The organism is Colwellia sp. BRX8-4, assembly GCF_014077345.1.
In the GTDB taxonomy this organism is placed as follows: domain Bacteria; phylum Pseudomonadota; class Gammaproteobacteria; order Enterobacterales; family Alteromonadaceae; genus Colwellia_A.
Genome location: NZ_JACGVS010000012.1, coordinates 121,066 through 135,890, shown reverse-complemented (window position 1 = coordinate 135,890; position 14,825 = coordinate 121,066). Strand labels below are relative to the sequence as shown.

Here is a 14,825-nt window from a genome sequence, read left to right as displayed (position 1 = left end):
AATCGATAGCGATTACGTTACATTGTGTCATTGTGTGGACTCCTGGTAAAAGTTGATTTGAGTGAATGCTTTTCACTTTATACCGCAAAACTCCCGCGAGGGGGAGGAGTCCATACATCTCCTTCATCGCTTATTTTAACTAACTATTATTTGTCTCTTAATGGGGCGTTATTTTTTGAATAAAAAGGTGGAGTATATGGATAAATCGCTGCAAAAAATGATTGAAAATATGCCTGAAAAAACAGGTAAAAAATTAGAAGAATGGTTTCAAATCTTGGACAAAGAGAATTTTGAAAAGCATTTAATGGCTGTGAAATTTTTAAAAACAGAGCATGGTGTAACACATGGATTTGCAAATACAATTGTCACTTTATCTAAAGAAAGAACTAATCCTCCTGAAGATTTAGTTTTAAATCAATATAGTGGTAAAGAATCGCTTAAGCCTATTTATGAAATGCTTTTCTTAGTAATCAAAAACTTTGGTGAAGATGTTGTAATTACACCCAAAAAAGGAAGTGTAAGTTTCATCAGAAAAAAACAGTTTGCTTTAATTAAGCCGGCAACTAAAACAAGAATAGACTTGGGTTTAAAACTTAAAGACGTCGAGGTGCAAGGGCGGTTAGAAGTATCAGGACCATTTGGCACTATGTGTACCCATAGAATACAACTAAATAATATCTCTGACGTTGACAGTGAAGTTATCGAATGGTTATCGAAAGCGTACGAAACATCTGTTTAGTCAAAACATAACAAGCGGTTCAAACGAAAAAATACAGTTGACTATTTTCACTGTGTTCAACATTTTAGCCAACCAATTTTTTGCCTCTTATCGAGGCGTTATGCTGCAAGGAGTATTTAAGCATGAATGATACTAAAAAAGATAATTTCTACTGGCCTGATGTATCAACAATAGAGTCTGCTAAAGCTGCTACCAAAGGTTCTATGTTCGTAGCATTATTTGTTGCTACAGTTACAGCCGCATTTGCCTTATATGGTATGTATAACGATCCAATTTTAGGAATTGATGCTTGGGCATTTGTCGATTCATTTATTTTTATACTTATTGCATTTGGTATTTGGAAACTAAGCCGATTCGCAGCAACGTTTGGTTTAATTTTTTATATTATCGAACAAGTTGGTATGTTTATAACTAACCCGTCAGTACCTTTCTTAGCGATTTTATTTATTGTGATCCTCATTGGTGGGGTAAGAGGAACATTTAGTTATCATAAGCTTAAAAATCAAACTGTAGAGGTTTCAGAACCAGCAGCATAATAAGACGTTCAAATAACAGCTGGCTGTTGTTCGTTCCTCAACATTTTAGCAAACAATTTTTGCCTGTTAGTAGGGCGTTAAATATTTCTCTAGTTCAGAGTTTGTATTTATTTTAAAGGATGTAAATGAAAAAAAATATTATTGGGATGATTTTAACTTTATTCCCGTTATTTGCTTTAGGGGAAACAGTTTTCGTATCAGAAATACTTATCGGTAAATCCCAACATGAAATTAAATCGTTCTTAAATCCAAATTTTTCAAATGAGAGCTATTCTGCAACTTTGAATGATAGTTCATTTGGGTTTAGATTCGGTGTTAAATTTTTCGATAATGTTTCAATTGAACTTGCTAAACATGATCATGGAAGTGTGGTTAATGAATTTACAGTTTATTATCCTACTTCGATCACAGGTACACCTTCTGGCGGAGATTGCTGTTTAGGTTCTGAGCATGACTATACCGCAGAAGCAATTATACCTATTGAAATTGAATCTATTAGGTTTGGAATAAAAGGTGAAGTAGAGTTAGTCACTAACTTTACTGTTAATGCTCGGGTTGGACTTGCTCACTGGTCATATAAAAACTATACGCCAAAAAAACTTACAAATTTTAGCCCTCCACCAGTTAGTGATGGAAGTGGAAATGATTTATATTATTCATTAGGCGCAGAATATAAGTTTTCAGAAGATTTATATCTTGGCATTGAGTACTCACTATTATCTGTAAATGAAAGCTATGCTGTCAATGATGTAAGTGGTTCTTTTAGCCATGATGTAAAAGATTTATCAATAGTTGCAGGTTGGGTGTTCTAAATACCTAAGCCACCCAAGTCGGACAAAAAACACTTGGCTATTTGTTCCATCATCGCTATTTTAGCCAACCAATTTTTTGCCTGTTAATTAGGCGTTTGTGTTAATCATGGAAAGTGTATGCGTATAGTTTTTGTTTTCATCCTCCTACTTTTTTCAGTGACAGTTAAAGCTGAAAATATTAAACCTTTCACATCAGATGGGTGCAGTTCTTTCCCTGACGGTACATTTGATCATAAAGAGCTATGGTTATCTTGCTGCACTGCTCACGATTATGCTTATTGGCAAGGTGGAACTTATGAAGAGAGGTTGGTTGCAGATAAAGAACTTCATCAGTGTGTTTCAAAAACTGGCGAGCCACAAATTGCCAAGCTAATGTTAGCAGGTGTGCGAGTGGGAGGAAGCCCATATTTTCCTACGTCATTTAGATGGGGTTATGGTTGGTCCTATCCTCGCTGGTATAATGTATTAACTGAGGCCGAAAGAAAGCAGATAAAGTCGATCAAAAATGGTCCATATAAGGCATTCAAGCAGGATTAATAACAGTTGGCTCTTAATGGGTCGTTATGTTGTAAAGGAAGGTTAGGCGTTGGCTAAATTTGAAATACCCATACAAATAATCGAAAGGGATGGTCCCTTCAAAGAGGTCAAGCAGGATGCTTCAATTGTTAATATTAAATTATTAAATTCGGTTGTAATAGAAAATGTACTGGTGATTTACCCTAATATAATTGCAGCTATTAAAGGGCAATCTGAATTAACATTTGAGTGTTCTCAAATTTCTTCGGTAATACAAACGGATTCAAACCTTAAGGAAAGGTTTAAAAGTCACTGGATATTTTTCGGCTTGTAACAACATAAGCTATTAAACACAGATAAAAAACAGTTGGCCGTTCTTGTGCCCCGCTTATTTTGGCCAACAATTTATCGCCACTTAGCTTGGCGTTATATAACTAGGAGTATAAAAATGGATTTTGGTAAGCTTCCTAAATCAGAAAAAAACATACTAGCAGGAGTTGCTGGTGGAATAGCTGCATATCAGGGGGTTAATCCCTATAAAGTTAGAATCGCTTTTTTACTCACCGCACTATTGACTGGAGGGATCATTGTTATTGTATACACAGGATTAGCTTTGTGGATGCCTCCTCCTAATCGGTAATTACCAAGAAGGCAATAGAGTTAGCTATTAGTTATTTTTCATCAATCTAGCATAGTTACATTACAAGGCATTAATGCAACACTAAATAACAGTTGGCTGTTGTTTGTGCCTAACAGATTTAGCTCTTAACGTGGTATTATTTATCCATTTTTATCGTAAATACAGGTGTGAGTTAAGTATGGTTCAAAACATTATAGTAGTGGCGTTATTAACTGGGTCCATAGGGTTAATGCTATTGGTTATAGGTTCGATTTTTGCTGCTATTGTAGCTCTGGGAAATAAACAGCACTTATTTGGTTGGTCTGTATTTTTGTGCTTTCCTCTTTCATTAGTTTATTGTGCTATGAATTGGGACAAAGCCGCATATTCTGGAAAAATGGTTTATTCAGGGGCGTTTTTGCTGGCAGTAACGGCTATTATTTTGAAAGCCGGTGGTGTGATTTAGAGGGGCATATAATAAGTCTTTCAAATGGGGGATTAACTATTTTTTAGCTCACTCAGGTGACTTAATAACTATGGAAAGCGCTTTCACGCAAAGTAATGATAAAACATGGCAGTATAAAAACGCTAAACGTGCTCAAATTTTTAAGACTAAAAATGATCCACGACTCTATTTTATCGGATCACTTAAGCGGTTCCATACTTAATATTATATCGCCTTTATTGCCTGTGGATCTAAAAAATAATTTGTACACCTTATTTAAGTTACCCTTAAAAGCAGTTTAATTGTAATGTTTTTTTGAGTGAAGGTTGGGTTATTAATTATTCTAGCATTGGTATAAATGCAACATAGCTCGCTTATCTGAGGTCGTTGAGCATTTTAGCTAATTAATTTTTGCTTGTTATAGGGCGTTATATATTAAAGGAATGATATTGGAAATTTCAAAGTGTGTTGTATTAGTCTTTTTGTTAAGTGGTTGTACTGTGTCCAATCATAATTTAAATAATGGGCCAAATGCCTTAGGTGGTGGATTTTCTGACAATAAGCTTCAGAAAGGGCTTTATTCTATTGTAGCAAAAACAAATTTTGCCCCATGGAGTGACCATAAGGCTGCTCATAAAATCTTTAATCGTAGAGCTACGCAGTTATGTGGTACCGCTGGTTTTACCGCAATTGAGCTTGTAGAAAGAGAGTTTGAACATATTCCCAGAGACCTTCCCCCTAAATATATCATCTCTCAAGTTAATGGTTATGTCATTTGTAAATCATCAAACTTGACTATTAAAGAAGCTGAAAAATTAATTCAAGCTTCATATGCAGTGAGCTTATAATTTGTTTAAATGGATGTTTTGGGTGAACTGATTAATCTAGTAAGTCCCAGTCCGGTTAATACGAATGCAAAAAATAAAATATGAAGCCACAATTTAGGGCCAATTTCAGTGTTCAACTCAGATAAAGACGTAATTGATGTAAATTGTCCTGTAGTTATCAGTTTTACAACCCATTCATTGGCAGGGGTTGCTGAAAGTGTTGTTAACCATCCTAAAATTATTACTTGCGCAACACTTACTAAATATGAAGCGTTAAAGTTATAAATAATGCTAGCAATAAACGTATAGAACACGGATACGCTACTATGTACAAGCCATGATAATACAATGGCGGTAGTTTCATTATAATTACCTACGTTTATATATGCTGATGCGTGTCTTGAAGTTAACGTAAGCATTCCAAATAAAGGTTGGATTACAATAAAGGCAATACTAGAAAAAATGCCAATTAAAAATATATTGGTGAAATTTTTGGTATTCATTTGTTACTCTTGGTGTGTTTTGATAATTACTAGACATGTTTAAACGCTTATTAATTTCGAACAAAAGTATATTTTTGTCAGGTGACGGCCTAACAAGTTATGCTAAAAAGAGCATGTTCCCATTGAATCTAACCAAGTTAACATATTTGAAAAATGGCAAGACCAAATAGCATTAGATAATTTTCGTGACTTTGGCTTAAATAGTAAGATGTTTTCGTTAGTTGAATCATTTGATGTTAAAGAATATGTCATCAATAAGTAAGCTACATTATTGACAGATAAACGTTTTTTGTTTTTTGCCAAACATTCCATTAAAAATCAGTAACTAATGGAAATTTTTTTTAGGAGTAAGTCGTATGAGTTTCGTTATAGATATATTTGTTTGGTTATTAATTGAGACTATATTTGGATTTATTTTTTATACGACTGGCGGCTTGATTCTAAAAATACTGACCTTGGGTCAGTTTAAAATAGAATTTCATGATTTTGCTTCTTTTAAGAAGATAAAGTCTAAAAAAATCAATTTAATCTGTCTGTTAGGAATATCCTTTTATGTGCTATCCATTGTGTTAGTGGCTTATCTAAACAATTAAAATATAATAAAATACCAAGTATAAAAATAACCGTTAGCTATTTACTCCTTCATCGACTATTTTACCATCAATAATTTGCTTTTTAATGGAACATTATTTGTCTCTATAATCGTCTGTTTAATTTTAGTGTCTTTATTTATAGATTGGAGTAAATAATAATGGTCATCTTATTTATTATAAGTTTAATCAGTATGGTTTTGTGTTTTTATGTAGCTAAATACCGTAATGCTAATAAAACATTATGGGTGCTAGCAGCACTGCTTGTTGGTCCATTAGCGATCCCTTTTGTTTTCTTTTCTAAGCCGGTAGCCGCAAACAAATAACGTAAAATTTTATTTTTTATATATAACAAACCATTGGCTTTTTTATTCCTCGATATTTTAGCTAAGCATTATTAGTCTTTTAGAAGGCGCTAGGTGAATTTTAAAATATGACAGTTATCAATGAATACGCTTTATTTGCACCATTATTATCTTATGTTTTATGGGTAGTCATTCTGTATGTATTACTAACAATAATACGTGCTCCAAATATTTGGGGTACTGTTGAAAATCCAGATGATTGTCATCCCTTTTTTAACTTAGAGAAAAGCACTAGCGCTAATCTTTCAAATCAATTTGAATGGCCGGTATTATTTTATGTTATCTGTATCATTTTAATTGCGCGGCCCGATTTATATCAAAGCGCATATTTATGGGCTGCTTGGATGTTTGTTATCGGACGTGTGGTACATAGTATTGTTCAGATAGTTTCAACAAACATTCGCCTGAGAGGCAGTGTATTTAATATAAATTTTTTAGCGGTATTATTTATGTGGGGAATTTTAGCTTTAGATATACTAAGCAAATAAAATTTATTTGATATTATATTTAGAACTTGGATGAGTCCTTGGTCGTTGTTTTTTACTCTGTTATTTAACGATTATTTTTCACCTCTAAACAAATTGTGATAGGTATTAATGAATCAATCTATTGTCGGTTATCATAAAGATGAAGAAGATGATTGGGTCGCTGAATTAAAATGTGGTCACTTTCAGCATGTCAGACATAACCCTCCTTTTATAAGTCGCCCTTGGGTAATAACAGAAAAGGGACGCGATTCGTTGTTAGGCCACCTATTAAAGTGTAAAAAATGTGACTTAGGGCAGCCATCAGATCTATAATAACCTTAGCATTTATTCTCTCTACGCTAGATGATGAAATGAGTGCTTAGTAAGATACCTAGCAGGTTTTATTGGTCTAATTAGTCGATTAGGTGGCTTTTTTTACAACTATCGTTTTAAGGCTCGGACCTTGAACTCTATAACAACCAACAAAACAGTGTATCTTTTATTCTAGTCAACATTCCTTTATCTGTAATTTACTTTTAATTCGGTGTTGGTTTTTTTATGTTTTTTTATTTAACGGTCGAATTGCTTAATGAATGAAGTATTAATTTTAGCTGTGGCATTGAGTATGGACGCTTTTGCAGTATCAATTGGCTTAGGGGCAAAACACAATAGCAAGGTTACACCTTTGGCATTAATGTCAGCAGTATATTTTGGGCTATTTCAAGGGGTGATGCCTTTATTGGGGTATCTTGGAGGACGAGGAATACTAGGTTGGATGGAGTCTTATGCTACATGGCTAGCCTTTTTATTGCTTTTGCTCATAGGTGTTAAAATGATTTATGAATCTTTTTCTGAAGGCATAGAAGATGATATTGTAAAAGTAACTCATCGCGTTATGCTAATACTTGCCATCGCTACCAGTATTGATGCCATGGCAGCTGGCTTTACTTTTACCATTTTAGCTGTAAATCCATTCGTCGCTTGCTTTATTATTGGTAGCATGACTTTTTTCTTCAGTTGGTTGGGTGTGTTAATTGGCGTTAAAACGGGTACTTGGTTAGAAAGTAAGGCTGAATTCTTGGGTGGTGTCACTTTGATTTTAATAGGCATAAATATCTTATTAAATTAGAGGGTTAATCGGTATTCAACACGTTTACAATGAGCGTTCACATTTGATTCGCGCCATTTCTTATAAATATAGCTAATAATTACTTATCCTTGGGTAGGGTATTTATATTATCTTTGTTGAGGTTAATAAAATGAAAAGTACACTAAAAAAGGTATCAGAGATTGTCGCTAAGGCGAATGACTCGTTCTACAACCAATTTGATAATGTTGATACATTGATGGGCATAATGGATAAAAACCTACGTAACCAAGGCATGAAAGCTGATGCGATTACCATTGATTGCATAGCCCAGAACAAGAAGATCGTTGTACTCATCCATGATGAGAAGCCTGATACTATAGAAATAGCATTGGGTAGCAAAGAAGGTGATATTTATTCGTCGGCTGAATACGCACTAAATGAACTGTCAGAGGCTGTTATTATAGACATTATGGAAAAAAACCTTATCTCACAAGAAAATCACACTAGCTAATTAAAGCTAATTAAAGCTAAAGTAGCCTTTTGCTAGCGCTAGTAAACTGCGCTTAGTCGCTTAGCGGAGGTTATATTTACTCACGGTGCTAATTAAATGATTTCCTGCTTGTTTGAGTTCTTTTTTGTGGTAACTTTAGCGCAGTAAAATGGGATTATGTTTGCTGGACTTCACCTGTAGATCTTATTAATAATTGCTGGGCAGCCCAAAATGCCAGGGTGATGCGGTATCAATAATTTCTCAGTAAGGGGTATTCACATATCCTTGCAAAGAAATATCGTTTGCTTCGTCCTAATACTTTACCTGATATTCTGACGCTTAATGTGGCGTCATACCCCTAGGAGTTTACTTGATTTCACGACTTAACAAAAAAACTTTGATTCGATGGAAGGTCTACATAGATAGGTCGAAAATGTATATTGGATATGTACAATTCCTCCTGATAATTTTCGTTTTTATTAAATCACTAGGTGATAATTTTGTCACTGAATTTGTATTTACAAGTCCAATGATTGCAGTGCCTATTATATTGTTCACTTTCGTTTTGTTGTCGTTGATTATTGGTTACCTTGATTCCAGACTCGGCTTTCGTGAAGAAGAAATAAGGAACCATTCTAAATCTAATCCTGTGTTAATGGATATTCAAAAGTCTCTTATAGAATTAAATATTAGAATGGCTAAAATGGAACAAGAGAGAAAGTCGAACGATACTTAATGTTTTTACTTTAAGGTCGATTTAAATAATAACTCTTATAACAGTGCCAACATAAGTCATTCAAGTCGGGCAAATCTTAGCTGTGCTTTTTTGTCTAGGACGGTCAATAACCTTTAGTTCACTAAACTTAGCCTCCTATTGGGAGAATAGTTTTTAAGGATTTGAAATGAAACGTAGACAGTTTGTTAAAGCTTCACTGGTAGGTGGCGGAGTTATTTTAGGAGTAGGTGCAGGCGCATTTACCCTGATTAAAGAGGGCAATAAAAATAGCCTTACCGTAGAGATGGCTTTAAAAAAGCTAGATGATTTATCTGATGAAAGCCTTATCCACCAAGGCGAATGGAACCCATATCAAATATTTAGCCATTGCGCACAAAGTGTAGAGTTTTCAATGTCTGAATTTCCAGAACATAAATCGAATTTATTCAAGAGTACGGTTGGTCAACTCGCATTCTCGATTTTTGCATCTAAGGGTAAGATGACACATGACTTAGGAGAGCCTATTCCAAGTGCTCCAATTATTATTAAACATCTAGACTCAACACACGCACTCATTCGTTTAAAACAATCTCTGCTCAACTTTAGCCGTTATCAGGGGATTCTTGCGCCGCATTTTGCCTACGGTGAGCTATCGAAAGCGGAGTATGAAATAGCACATGTCATGCATTTATATAACCATCTTCAAGAGATAAAGACTTAACAATGCCGTGGTCAAGTCACTAAAATCACTCAAATTAATGTTAAGTGCTTTGCATAGTTTCTGTTAATTGAATCTAAAATAGAAACGTTAACTGACTCATCAGGTATTTGCATAGATTGATGTTTATAAAAGATAAAGCCGTTAATATACCTTATAGATCTGTGGGTTAATGGTAAATTTAAAGGCGATGAGTAAACAATGAAAGCAGAGTTACGATTAAAAATTATCGACGTTTGTAATAAAAAAATAGCGAGTAATGGTGACAACGTTGGACTATCATTTTATGCCTTTTTTGCTAATAAAAATGAAACACCTGAACTACTTATGGAAGTTGCAACATGGTGGATACAGACTCACAGATTAGATCATTTCGTCAAGGCTATTAAAATTAAAACCATGGTAGAAAATGGTTTGTAATGGAAGATAACCAATCGCATAATTGATAACATTTAACCCCAATTTTTTCACTGCACTTAATATAATAATCGACTGTGATTTTGCACTTGGTGAGGTTTAATGACAAAGGAACTACAAAATATCAGTCAAGCCGCAATCGTTCTAGAAGCGTATAATCCATCTTGGGATGATAAATTTACAGCAGAAAAAAAACGCCTAATAGCTGTTGCAGGTGATTGGCTTTATGGTTCTGTTGAACATGTAGGTAGTACTGCTGTTCCGGGCATGATTGCTAAACCGATAATAGATATAATGTTTGGCGTTAAGTCTTTGGAACTCGCTCAACCTGCTATTATAGCGCTTGTCCAAAACGGTTATAAATATTGGCCTTATAAGCCTGAAGTTATGCATTGGTTTTGCAAACCTTCAGATGAATTTCGCACACATCACTTACATTTGGTGCCGTTTGAAAGCCCACTCTGGAATGAACGTTTAAGGTTCAGAAATTTATTACGTTCAAACTCAGTTATCGCTAACGGATACGCAAATTTAAAACAAGAATTAGCCATTACTTATAAAGACGATAGGGATGAATACACTAAGAAAAAGTGGCCTTATATTCAGCAAGTTTTACATGAAAATAAACTCACATCATGAAAATGATTTTACAATGAGTGCTATCTGAAAAAAATATTTAATCTATACAAGAACAAAGCCTTCGGGTTAAAGCAAGTATCTCAACACGCTATGTGCCTAATAGCCGCACAGTGGCATTCGTAAACTTTAAAGTTTACTTAGCTGCTAACAAAAGCTATTTTATTGCCCCCAGTATAAAGGGTTAATCGTAGTGTTTGATTTTTATTCAACTAGAAAAGATAATTTATATGACAACTTTTTTCGCAGGATTTTTTCTTAGCCTCTCTCTTATCCTTGCAATAGGTTCTCAGAATGCTTTTGTTTTGAAGCAGGGAATTAAAAAACAACATGTTTTATTAATTTGTACTATTTGTGCTATTTCTGACGCTATTTTAATTTCATTGGGTGTTGCAGGGTTTGGCGCTATTGTAAATGAGTATCCTTTTATTGAAACGTATGCCCGTTATGGCGGTGCTTTGTTTCTTCTTGTTTATTCTGCACTGAGTTTTAAGTCAGCATTCAGTCAACGTCATGTCTTAACACCAGAAGCTAAAGTACAGCATTCAGTCTTAAAAACGATTGCTATCTGTCTTGCTTTTACATGGTTAAATCCTCATGTTTACCTCGATACTATGGTGCTTTTAGGGAGCATTTCAACACAATATGAGGGAAAGCAAATTGAATTTACCTTAGGGGCAATTTCAGCTTCATTCACTTTCTTTTTTAGTTTGGGTTATGGAGCAAGATTTTTAGCCCCGCTATTTCAACAACCAAAGTCATGGCAAGTGCTAGAATTTATTGTTGGACTTACTATGCTCATCATTGCTTTTACGTTAATTTTTAGTTAAAAGGTATACTTAACAGTGAATTGACTATTGGCTGCCAAGGAAAATGTGTGTATCTGATCACAGCAATAGGTCTTTTATTAACTTTTGTTGGTTTGGGACTTATAGGCTTAGTTAAACAAAAAATAGTTATTATAATCTCCTCAATATTTTAGCTAGATATTTATTGCCTATAAATGGGCATAATCAGTAAAGGTATTATATGAACGCGTGTGAATTAATAAAATTATTATCTAAAAAAGGGACTGAAGATCTATCAACTTCATTACAGTGGATAAAACCGATACCTGAAGAGGGTGCTGCTTTAGTTGAGAAAATAGACATGGCCTTAAATATTGTTAAATTTTCTCAATCTAGACAAGCTGAATATGGAGGGGTAAAATCCTCAAACAATCACTTAGACTCTCTAATACGTTTAAGGGCTGAACTTAACAGTATTCTTGAAAAAACCTAAAGTAAACTAGTTAAACTTAACGATAATAAATTAAATAGGGCAGGCAATAACGTAAATAGCTGTGCTACTAATTTGGCATTTTGCCAATGATAATATTACTCTCTACTGAGAGCGGATGAGCAAAGGAATGCAAATGATTAAATTGAATCTTTATAAATATAGTAAAGCCTTATCGTTAATTAGTTTAATAGCGGTTACTTATAAATATTGGGGGTTTGGTTTTTGGGAAGCTATTTTTATTTTGCTCCCTTACCTGCTGGTATTTTTGCTTGCAAATAGAGCCGCTTATAGTAGCCCTTTGTTAATAGGGTGTAGGGCGATAGCTGGCGTTATTGTTTCACTATTATGCGGAGTATTATTATTTGGCATAACGCCTTCTGCTCAAGCAGGTATTGGATTTATGTTTGTTGTTGTTATTCAGTATGGTGTTATTTTCGTGAGTGAAGCACTCATTGGTTTATTCACTTATCAGGCTGATGACAAATAAGACTAGTTAAGCAGCGCTAAATAAACATTGGAGTACGACGTTGAAAAAATGGATGTTAATTTCTTTACCTATATTATTTTTTATTGGCTTTGCTGGGGCAAACTACCTGGGCTTTTTATCGCCATCTTTTACATCTGTTGTAAACAAGCCCATTCAAAGAATAGATTTAATAGACCTTCAAGGAAGTCGTCATTCTTTTGATGAACTTAAGGGGAACGATACCGTTATTTATTTTTTTGCTTCGTGGTGCACTCCTTGCTACAAATCTTTAATGACGCTAGAGAAAGTGACCGCTAATAAGCAATTACCCATTAATTTATTAGCTGTTGCCTTGGATGAAGATATTGATGAAATTAACCGAATGTTAATTAAAACTGGTTTTACGGGTAAAGTGTGGATTGCTAGTGAAGGCACAATGGCCTTGCAGAAACGTTATTTTGGAAACGAAGGGCGTGCTGTTCCTTATGTAGTAAAGCTTGATAGAGACACAAATATTATCGAGAGAAGCTATAAATTAAATCAACTTACCCAATGGCAATCAGTTTTAAGGGATGGCGTATCTTTAAATAAAATATAGAATTTATAAGCAACAATTTAAGGGCGGGTAATAACCTCCTTAGTTAAGTTTGAGGCCGGCATTATTGAATTATTTTGAGGATAAAATTGATGAAACAGTACAAATATAAAATAGTAGATACCAGAGATGTTGAGACAGCAGGACTGTTTAAAGGGAGAAAACGAGAAGATGTTGAAAGTTATCTCAATACACTTGGCAGTGCTGGTTGGGAACTGGTTAACGTAGATTTTCGTGAACTTGAAGGTGGTCTTGAGTTCGCAGGCGTAATGAAAAAAGAAATTTAGGTCATTTACAGGTCTAGAATACTTAACCCGTTTACTATCACTTCATAGCACTGGCGACGTTATTTAACTTCGTTGTATTATTTAGCTTACATTACTTCGCTGATTATTTGGCGTTATACAAAATAGAGAGTTTGGTGGAAAATTCAAAGACTAGGGCTTCAATAAGCTTCAGGTTCAATCGATTAGATAAGATGCAAGCCTTTACACTCGAGCGAGAGATACTAGGCTCATTGTGCGATAAAAATGTTGAAAATAATGTTTATGTTGTTTGTGTACCCTTAACGGACACTAACTTCGACGACATTAGTGACTATTATGTCCGACAAAGAGTTAATATTGAAGACTGTGATATATTTGTATCGGTTAGCTCGGATTCAGGTACTAAATGCTTTGATATACCTGTGATAGTCAATCGCATGCTTAAATATATCGATTGTAAATTAACCTTTGCTTTTACTGTATTATAAAGACTTTAAAACAAGTGAATCAAACGGATAAATTACAGTTGAGGGCCCGTCTATTACAGACCGCAACTTTAGCGACAAAGAACGATAGGGAGATCGAATGAAAACACTATCATTTATACTATTAAGCTTTTCCTTGTCTTGCACTGCGGCAGAGGATTTTTTGAATAAGTATGCGGTTAATATTGATGGCATGCTTATGAGTAAGCTATTACCCATAAACGAAATGGATACGCTGACCCATAAATTTGAACCTGCCATCACTTTTAATTGCGGTGTTAGCAGTCGAGTTTACGCGCTCGATGAGCAGCTAAAATTTAAATTTGAAAACGGTCAGTTAAGAGTTGTTTCAAGCTTTGTCTCAACCGGCAATATAATATCTTATACACCACTAAGAGCATTAAGTGGTTTTGCATTTCGTCCCGCTTTATTTAAAGGTTATTATTTTATTTCTGAGTGATTTTGCGATATAAGTCATTGAGAATGAGTATTAAGAGGGCTGTTTTTTGATTCATTCCAAAAAAATAAAAGGCTTTAATTGACTGTTTATCAAATACTTAAGTGGTTTTTATTAAGTTGAAGCAGAAGCTAAAATAGTCTTTGACGGATAAGTGTTAAAAAACGTAATCGATAGAGTAAATAAAAATCATTAAAAATTTAAATTCAAAACGCATCGAATTAATATCATCATCAGCCGCTCATCTTCACATTGAACTTGAAACACCTTTGTTACTTTCTGAAAAATTAAATGCATCTGTTTCAAGCGATTGGCCTAGCGGGGAATATGACCGAGATGCAATGGAGTTTTTTCTTTCTTGTTTCGAAAAAGGCGGTAAATTAGCTGAAGGTTGGTATGGCTGGTATGCTATAAATATTGCCGTTTCAGGAGAAAGAACTCTCGTGGGATCAGGTGGATATTTTGGTCCCCCAGATAGTAATGGAATAGTTGAGATTGGCTATTCTGTGCTACCTAGTTGGCAATGTCGTGGCTATGCAACAGAAATTGTTAACCTGCTCATTTCTCATGCCTGCTCCTTCGAAGAAACCAATAGTATTATTGCTCATACTGCACCCGAAAATAAAGCGTCTAAAAAAGTGTTGATTTCTAATGGTTTTAGGGAAGTTGCAATGAATGATGGCCTGCTGAGTTTTGAGTATACTCGTTAGATTTATTGCTTTAATTGCAGTTGATATTTTAGGTAAAACCAGCGCTTTATAGTGCAACGACTAAATTTGTTACGGTGAGT

At 34.6% G+C, this 14,825-nt stretch carries 26 protein-coding genes; 25 read left to right on the top strand and 1 reads right to left on the bottom strand.

From position 1 onward, the window contains the following. The first annotated feature begins 196 nt into the window (after nucleotides 1–196). The 8 genes from H4J56_RS11885 to H4J56_RS11850 all read left to right on the top strand — a co-directional run bounded on the left by H4J56_RS11885 (nucleotide 197) and on the right by H4J56_RS11850 (nucleotide 4,515). Nucleotides 197–739, top strand: a complete 543-nt coding sequence (locus H4J56_RS11885; protein WP_182259360.1) for a DUF4287 domain-containing protein — start codon at nucleotides 197–199, stop codon at nucleotides 737–739. Between the two features lie 122 nt (nucleotides 740–861). Further along, nucleotides 862–1,275: a hypothetical protein gene (locus tag H4J56_RS11880; protein WP_182259359.1), complete on the top strand. Its 414-nt coding sequence runs from the start codon at nucleotides 862–864 to the stop codon at nucleotides 1,273–1,275. A gap of 125 nt (nucleotides 1,276–1,400) precedes the next feature. Continuing rightward, a complete protein-coding gene (locus H4J56_RS11875) occupies nucleotides 1,401–2,087 on the top strand; it encodes an outer membrane beta-barrel protein (RefSeq protein ID WP_182218395.1) in 687 nt (228 codons plus the stop codon). Nucleotides 2,088–2,204: 117 nt separating this feature from the next. Further along, complete coding sequence (locus tag H4J56_RS11870; protein ID WP_182218397.1) at nucleotides 2,205–2,624, top strand: hypothetical protein; 420 nt, start codon at nucleotides 2,205–2,207, stop codon at nucleotides 2,622–2,624. 49 nt (nucleotides 2,625–2,673) lie between these two features. Further along, complete coding sequence (locus tag H4J56_RS11865) at nucleotides 2,674–2,937, top strand: hypothetical protein (RefSeq protein ID WP_182218399.1); 264 nt, start codon at nucleotides 2,674–2,676, stop codon at nucleotides 2,935–2,937. Nucleotides 2,938–3,051: 114 nt separating this feature from the next. Beyond that, nucleotides 3,052–3,243, top strand: a complete 192-nt coding sequence (locus H4J56_RS11860) for a PspC domain-containing protein (protein ID WP_182218401.1) — start codon at nucleotides 3,052–3,054, stop codon at nucleotides 3,241–3,243. A 178-nt stretch (nucleotides 3,244–3,421) separates the two neighbouring features. Further along, complete coding sequence (locus H4J56_RS11855; protein ID WP_182218402.1) at nucleotides 3,422–3,688, top strand: hypothetical protein; 267 nt, start codon at nucleotides 3,422–3,424, stop codon at nucleotides 3,686–3,688. A gap of 428 nt (nucleotides 3,689–4,116) precedes the next feature. Further along, nucleotides 4,117–4,515, top strand: coding sequence for a hypothetical protein (locus H4J56_RS11850; protein ID WP_182218404.1), 399 nt, complete (start codon nucleotides 4,117–4,119; stop codon nucleotides 4,513–4,515). A 5-nt stretch (nucleotides 4,516–4,520) separates the two neighbouring features. Here H4J56_RS11850 and H4J56_RS11845 read toward each other — a convergent pair whose 3' ends face one another. Next, nucleotides 4,521–4,997: a hypothetical protein gene (locus H4J56_RS11845; protein ID WP_182259358.1), complete on the bottom strand. Its 477-nt coding sequence runs from the start codon at nucleotides 4,995–4,997 to the stop codon at nucleotides 4,521–4,523. A gap of 751 nt (nucleotides 4,998–5,748) precedes the next feature. Here H4J56_RS11845 and H4J56_RS11840 point away from each other — a divergent pair. The 17 genes from H4J56_RS11840 (at nucleotide 5,749) to H4J56_RS11760 (ending at nucleotide 14,745) form a co-directional block, all read left to right on the top strand. Beyond that, complete coding sequence (locus H4J56_RS11840) at nucleotides 5,749–5,913, top strand: hypothetical protein (protein WP_182230752.1); 165 nt, start codon at nucleotides 5,749–5,751, stop codon at nucleotides 5,911–5,913. Between the two features lie 107 nt (nucleotides 5,914–6,020). Continuing rightward, nucleotides 6,021–6,440: an MAPEG family protein gene (locus H4J56_RS11835; RefSeq protein ID WP_182259357.1), complete on the top strand. Its 420-nt coding sequence runs from the start codon at nucleotides 6,021–6,023 to the stop codon at nucleotides 6,438–6,440. A 108-nt stretch (nucleotides 6,441–6,548) separates the two neighbouring features. Beyond that, entirely contained in the window at nucleotides 6,549–6,752 is a 204-nt protein-coding gene (locus tag H4J56_RS11830) for a DUF3565 domain-containing protein (protein ID WP_182218411.1), read from the top strand. A 256-nt stretch (nucleotides 6,753–7,008) separates the two neighbouring features. Continuing rightward, a complete protein-coding gene (locus tag H4J56_RS11825; protein WP_182259356.1) occupies nucleotides 7,009–7,548 on the top strand; it encodes a manganese efflux pump MntP family protein in 540 nt (179 codons plus the stop codon). 130 nt (nucleotides 7,549–7,678) lie between these two features. Next, nucleotides 7,679–8,020, top strand: a complete 342-nt coding sequence (locus tag H4J56_RS11820; RefSeq protein WP_182259355.1) for a hypothetical protein — start codon at nucleotides 7,679–7,681, stop codon at nucleotides 8,018–8,020. Between the two features lie 517 nt (nucleotides 8,021–8,537). After that, entirely contained in the window at nucleotides 8,538–8,735 is a 198-nt protein-coding gene (locus H4J56_RS19725) for a hypothetical protein (RefSeq protein ID WP_259364962.1), read from the top strand. Between the two features lie 166 nt (nucleotides 8,736–8,901). After that, nucleotides 8,902–9,435, top strand: coding sequence for a DUF1569 domain-containing protein (locus tag H4J56_RS11810; RefSeq protein WP_182242701.1), 534 nt, complete (start codon nucleotides 8,902–8,904; stop codon nucleotides 9,433–9,435). 198 nt (nucleotides 9,436–9,633) lie between these two features. Further along, nucleotides 9,634–9,852 (top strand): DUF6500 family protein, encoded by a 219-nt coding sequence (locus H4J56_RS11805; RefSeq protein WP_070376751.1) that lies wholly within the window; start codon nucleotides 9,634–9,636, stop codon nucleotides 9,850–9,852. Between the two features lie 99 nt (nucleotides 9,853–9,951). Further along, nucleotides 9,952–10,488, top strand: coding sequence for a GrpB family protein (locus H4J56_RS11800; RefSeq protein ID WP_182231357.1), 537 nt, complete (start codon nucleotides 9,952–9,954; stop codon nucleotides 10,486–10,488). 227 nt (nucleotides 10,489–10,715) lie between these two features. Continuing rightward, nucleotides 10,716–11,315, top strand: a complete 600-nt coding sequence (locus H4J56_RS11795) for a LysE/ArgO family amino acid transporter (RefSeq protein ID WP_182250886.1) — start codon at nucleotides 10,716–10,718, stop codon at nucleotides 11,313–11,315. A 199-nt stretch (nucleotides 11,316–11,514) separates the two neighbouring features. Then, nucleotides 11,515–11,766 (top strand): hypothetical protein, encoded by a 252-nt coding sequence (locus H4J56_RS11790; protein WP_182222630.1) that lies wholly within the window; start codon nucleotides 11,515–11,517, stop codon nucleotides 11,764–11,766. Between the two features lie 133 nt (nucleotides 11,767–11,899). Next, entirely contained in the window at nucleotides 11,900–12,253 is a 354-nt protein-coding gene (locus tag H4J56_RS11785) for a hypothetical protein (protein WP_182259354.1), read from the top strand. 40 nt (nucleotides 12,254–12,293) lie between these two features. Beyond that, nucleotides 12,294–12,830 carry a TlpA disulfide reductase family protein gene (locus tag H4J56_RS11780; protein WP_182215886.1) on the top strand — a complete coding sequence of 179 codons (537 nt, stop codon included), beginning with the start codon at nucleotides 12,294–12,296 and terminating at the stop codon, nucleotides 12,828–12,830. Between the two features lie 89 nt (nucleotides 12,831–12,919). Beyond that, nucleotides 12,920–13,114 (top strand): DUF4177 domain-containing protein, encoded by a 195-nt coding sequence (locus tag H4J56_RS11775; protein WP_070376757.1) that lies wholly within the window; start codon nucleotides 12,920–12,922, stop codon nucleotides 13,112–13,114. Nucleotides 13,115–13,305: 191 nt separating this feature from the next. Continuing rightward, complete coding sequence (locus H4J56_RS11770) at nucleotides 13,306–13,581, top strand: hypothetical protein (RefSeq protein WP_182222628.1); 276 nt, start codon at nucleotides 13,306–13,308, stop codon at nucleotides 13,579–13,581. A gap of 97 nt (nucleotides 13,582–13,678) precedes the next feature. Beyond that, a complete protein-coding gene (locus H4J56_RS11765; RefSeq protein ID WP_182242698.1) occupies nucleotides 13,679–14,038 on the top strand; it encodes a hypothetical protein in 360 nt (119 codons plus the stop codon). A 266-nt stretch (nucleotides 14,039–14,304) separates the two neighbouring features. After that, nucleotides 14,305–14,745, top strand: coding sequence for a GNAT family N-acetyltransferase (locus H4J56_RS11760; RefSeq protein WP_220465335.1), 441 nt, complete (start codon nucleotides 14,305–14,307; stop codon nucleotides 14,743–14,745). Nucleotides 14,746–14,825 lie beyond the last annotated feature (80 nt).

What these genes read in the sequence shown, in the direction of transcription:
- H4J56_RS11885 (WP_182259360.1), top strand. Translation starts at nt 197, where the DNA reads ATGGATAAATCGCTGCAAAAAATGATTGAAAATATGCCTGAAAAAACA.
- H4J56_RS11880 (WP_182259359.1), top strand. Translation starts at nt 862, where the DNA reads ATGAATGATACTAAAAAAGATAATTTCTACTGGCCTGATGTATCAACA.
- H4J56_RS11875 (WP_182218395.1), top strand. Translation starts at nt 1,401, where the DNA reads ATGAAAAAAAATATTATTGGGATGATTTTAACTTTATTCCCGTTATTT.
- H4J56_RS11870 (WP_182218397.1), top strand. Translation starts at nt 2,205, where the DNA reads ATGCGTATAGTTTTTGTTTTCATCCTCCTACTTTTTTCAGTGACAGTT.
- H4J56_RS11860 (WP_182218401.1), top strand. Translation starts at nt 3,052, where the DNA reads ATGGATTTTGGTAAGCTTCCTAAATCAGAAAAAAACATACTAGCAGGA.
- H4J56_RS11855 (WP_182218402.1), top strand. Translation starts at nt 3,422, where the DNA reads ATGGTTCAAAACATTATAGTAGTGGCGTTATTAACTGGGTCCATAGGG.
- H4J56_RS11845 (WP_182259358.1), bottom strand. Translation starts at nt 4,997, where the DNA reads ATGAATACCAAAAATTTCACCAATATATTTTTAATTGGCATTTTTTCT.
- H4J56_RS11840 (WP_182230752.1), top strand. Translation starts at nt 5,749, where the DNA reads ATGGTCATCTTATTTATTATAAGTTTAATCAGTATGGTTTTGTGTTTT.
- H4J56_RS11835 (WP_182259357.1), top strand. Translation starts at nt 6,021, where the DNA reads ATGACAGTTATCAATGAATACGCTTTATTTGCACCATTATTATCTTAT.
- H4J56_RS11830 (WP_182218411.1), top strand. Translation starts at nt 6,549, where the DNA reads ATGAATCAATCTATTGTCGGTTATCATAAAGATGAAGAAGATGATTGG.
- H4J56_RS11825 (WP_182259356.1), top strand. Translation starts at nt 7,009, where the DNA reads ATGAATGAAGTATTAATTTTAGCTGTGGCATTGAGTATGGACGCTTTT.
- H4J56_RS11820 (WP_182259355.1), top strand. Translation starts at nt 7,679, where the DNA reads ATGAAAAGTACACTAAAAAAGGTATCAGAGATTGTCGCTAAGGCGAAT.
- H4J56_RS11810 (WP_182242701.1), top strand. Translation starts at nt 8,902, where the DNA reads ATGAAACGTAGACAGTTTGTTAAAGCTTCACTGGTAGGTGGCGGAGTT.
- H4J56_RS11805 (WP_070376751.1), top strand. Translation starts at nt 9,634, where the DNA reads ATGAAAGCAGAGTTACGATTAAAAATTATCGACGTTTGTAATAAAAAA.
- H4J56_RS11800 (WP_182231357.1), top strand. Translation starts at nt 9,952, where the DNA reads ATGACAAAGGAACTACAAAATATCAGTCAAGCCGCAATCGTTCTAGAA.
- H4J56_RS11795 (WP_182250886.1), top strand. Translation starts at nt 10,716, where the DNA reads ATGACAACTTTTTTCGCAGGATTTTTTCTTAGCCTCTCTCTTATCCTT.
- H4J56_RS11790 (WP_182222630.1), top strand. Translation starts at nt 11,515, where the DNA reads ATGAACGCGTGTGAATTAATAAAATTATTATCTAAAAAAGGGACTGAA.
- H4J56_RS11785 (WP_182259354.1), top strand. Translation starts at nt 11,900, where the DNA reads ATGATTAAATTGAATCTTTATAAATATAGTAAAGCCTTATCGTTAATT.
- H4J56_RS11775 (WP_070376757.1), top strand. Translation starts at nt 12,920, where the DNA reads ATGAAACAGTACAAATATAAAATAGTAGATACCAGAGATGTTGAGACA.
- H4J56_RS11770 (WP_182222628.1), top strand. Translation starts at nt 13,306, where the DNA reads ATGCAAGCCTTTACACTCGAGCGAGAGATACTAGGCTCATTGTGCGAT.
- H4J56_RS11765 (WP_182242698.1), top strand. Translation starts at nt 13,679, where the DNA reads ATGAAAACACTATCATTTATACTATTAAGCTTTTCCTTGTCTTGCACT.